The organism is Reyranella sp., from assembly GCF_050185545.1.
Taxonomy (GTDB): domain Bacteria; phylum Pseudomonadota; class Alphaproteobacteria; order Reyranellales; family Reyranellaceae; genus Reyranella.
Genome location: NZ_JBFWZI010000057.1, coordinates 30,607 through 32,873, shown reverse-complemented (window position 1 = coordinate 32,873; position 2,267 = coordinate 30,607). Strand labels below are relative to the sequence as shown.

General features: G+C 64.6%; 3 protein-coding genes. 2 read left to right on the top strand and 1 reads right to left on the bottom strand.

Going from position 1 to position 2,267, the window contains the following annotated elements:
• The first annotated feature begins 182 nt into the window (after positions 1 to 182).
• Positions 183 to 818, top strand: a complete 636-nt coding sequence (locus AB7O82_RS17280; RefSeq protein ID WP_428552320.1) for a hypothetical protein — start codon at positions 183 to 185, stop codon at positions 816 to 818.
• 151 nt (positions 819 to 969) lie between these two features.
• On the top strand, positions 970 to 1,383 hold the full coding sequence (locus AB7O82_RS17275; RefSeq protein WP_428552323.1) for an OmpA family protein: 414 nt from the start codon (positions 970 to 972) through the stop codon (positions 1,381 to 1,383).
• 277 nt (positions 1,384 to 1,660) lie between these two features.
• Here the strand turns inward: AB7O82_RS17275 and AB7O82_RS17270 are convergent.
• On the bottom strand, positions 1,661 to 2,267 hold a 607-nt coding region (locus AB7O82_RS17270; RefSeq protein WP_428619848.1), incomplete at its 5' end, for a hypothetical protein.

Genomic DNA, 2,267 nt, shown 5'->3' with positions numbered 1-2,267 from the left:
ACCCTGCCCGACAATATTCTCCCGCGTGTGAACTAGCAGGTAACGATACAGACGACACAAATCATTCGAGATCACGATACGGCGGAGACACAGCACGCAGGTAGGAAGTCTTCCGTCGGAGGAGCAATACCGCTTCCCATCCAATCGCAACGTCCCTGAGGTCAGGGACAAGGGAGAATGTCATGGTGACCATCAATCGTCGTTCGGCTCTGAGGTACCTCGGTGGCGCCGCACTTGCGGCTCCGATCCTGCCCATGCTCTCGCAGACGGCATTCGCGCAGGAGCTCGTCGTGCCGAACACGCTCGAGAACTTCAAGCGCGGCACGATCCACAGCATGCATCCCGAGCAGCGCAGCTTCACCATCATCTGGGAAGACCTCGGCCGCGTGAAGATGAAGGCCGCCGACCTCGTCACCAACTTCAATCAAATCAAGGTCGGCAACATCGTCGACGTGCACTGGTACGACTACATGGACTTCCTGATCGCCAAGAAGACGCCCGAGACGATCGCCCGCGGCGATGCGATGAAGAAGCAGAACGCCACCCTGCAGGGCATCCCCGGCGCCAAGGAGAAGATCATCCTGTGGAGCATGGACGGCATGGTCACCAAGCTCGATCCGGCCACCAACACCATCTTCTTGATCTACAAGTCGGGCGGCGAGCCCGACAAGCCGTCGCCCAACAGCGGCGAGGTCATCCAGCTCCCGCCGGTCGTCACGCCGGCCGGCAAGGCGGCGATGGCGCAGATCAAGGTCGGCGACGAAATCACCACGGTGTGGAGCCGCCAGACGGCTATCAAAGCCACCATCATCCGCTAAACTCGCCATCGTCGGCAGAGCGGCGCGGGCGCTTCCGGGCCCCATGTCCCGGAGCGTCCCGCCCCCCGCGCCGTCGATCCACGGCACAGGCCACTCAGGACCTCGTGTCAGTCATCTCGAGGCATCACATCACTCACAAGGGGAGAGACACATGATCCAGAAGCTTTTCATCGCCCTCATCGCCGCCGTCGCATTGGGCGCCTGCGAAAAGGCACCGCCGCCGGCCGTCGCGCCGGTATCGTACATGGTGTTCTTCGAGCTCGGCAGCACCAAGATCAGCGACCAGTCGCAGAACACGGTCGCCCAGGCGGCACAGGTCTTCAAGAGCAAGGCCAATGCCCGCATCAGCGTGACCGGCTACGCCGACACCATCGGCTCGACCGCCGTCAACATGCAGATCTCGACGGCTCGCGCCAACAAGGTGCGCGACGACCTGATCGCCAACGGTGTCCCGGCGGCCGCCATCACCACGCGCGGCGCCGGCGACGAGGGCCTGCTGGTCCCGACCGGCCCGCAGACCGTCGAGCCGCGCAACCGCCGTGCGGTGATCGTCATCACGCAGTAATCCGCCTCTCCAATCGATCATCTTCCTCCGATCGATTGGACCTGGCATACGAGAGACCGGGGTCGCGGCGAGCGACTCCGGTCTTTCTTTTTTGCGGATTTTCATTCCTCCCCCGTCATCGGGGGGAGGTGCCGCGTCATACGGGGCGGAGGGGAAAGGCCTCAGACGAGATCGCTCTGATTTCGACGTCGCCTTCGGAATGATCTCGACTGCTGCTTTCCCCCGGCCCTGCGGGCCACCTCCCCCGATGACGGGCGATGACGGGGAGGAGAACAGCCTACTGCGACACCGGTGCCCGCTCGAGCGGTGTGCACTGGACCGACAGCAGGTCGGGGTGCCAGTTCAGGTGCCGGGTGAGAAAGCGTTTGCGGATGCCGTAGGTGTGGGCGCGGCAGTAGCTGGTCTCGGTCGGCACGGCGGCGGCCACCAGGTCGGGGTAGAACATGCTGCCATGGGTCCACAGGCTCCACAGCAGGTTGAACAGCTTGAAGCGCACCCGGTAGTAGACAGCGTCGAGCTCGGTGCAGCCTGGGCTGTGCTCGCAGCCGCGCACGGCATGGACGTCCTCGCCCGGATGGCCCTGCAGCTCCTGCGGCGAACGCAGATAGACCTGCTCCCAGCGGCCGTTGGAGGCGTACCAGCCGGCATCCCAGGCGAGTTGCGCCAGCACCGACGCCATGAACAGGCCGAGCGCCGTGATCAGCACCATCACGCCGGCGCGCTTGTAGGAGAACACCCGGTCGCCGTACTGGTTGGTGACGGTCACCAACCGGCCCCACAGGCGCAGGTACCAGCCGAACAGAAAGCGCAGCGCCCGCAGCAGGAACAGCGTGACCGGCCGGCCTATGGCGCGCCACAGCCATGCCACGCCCTCGGCCGCCTGC

Coding starts and splice junctions, on each gene's coding strand:
- AB7O82_RS17280 (WP_428552320.1), top strand. CDS start 183: ATGGTGACCATCAATCGTCGTTCGGCTCTGAGGTACCTCGGTGGCGCC.
- AB7O82_RS17275 (WP_428552323.1), top strand. CDS start 970: ATGATCCAGAAGCTTTTCATCGCCCTCATCGCCGCCGTCGCATTGGGC.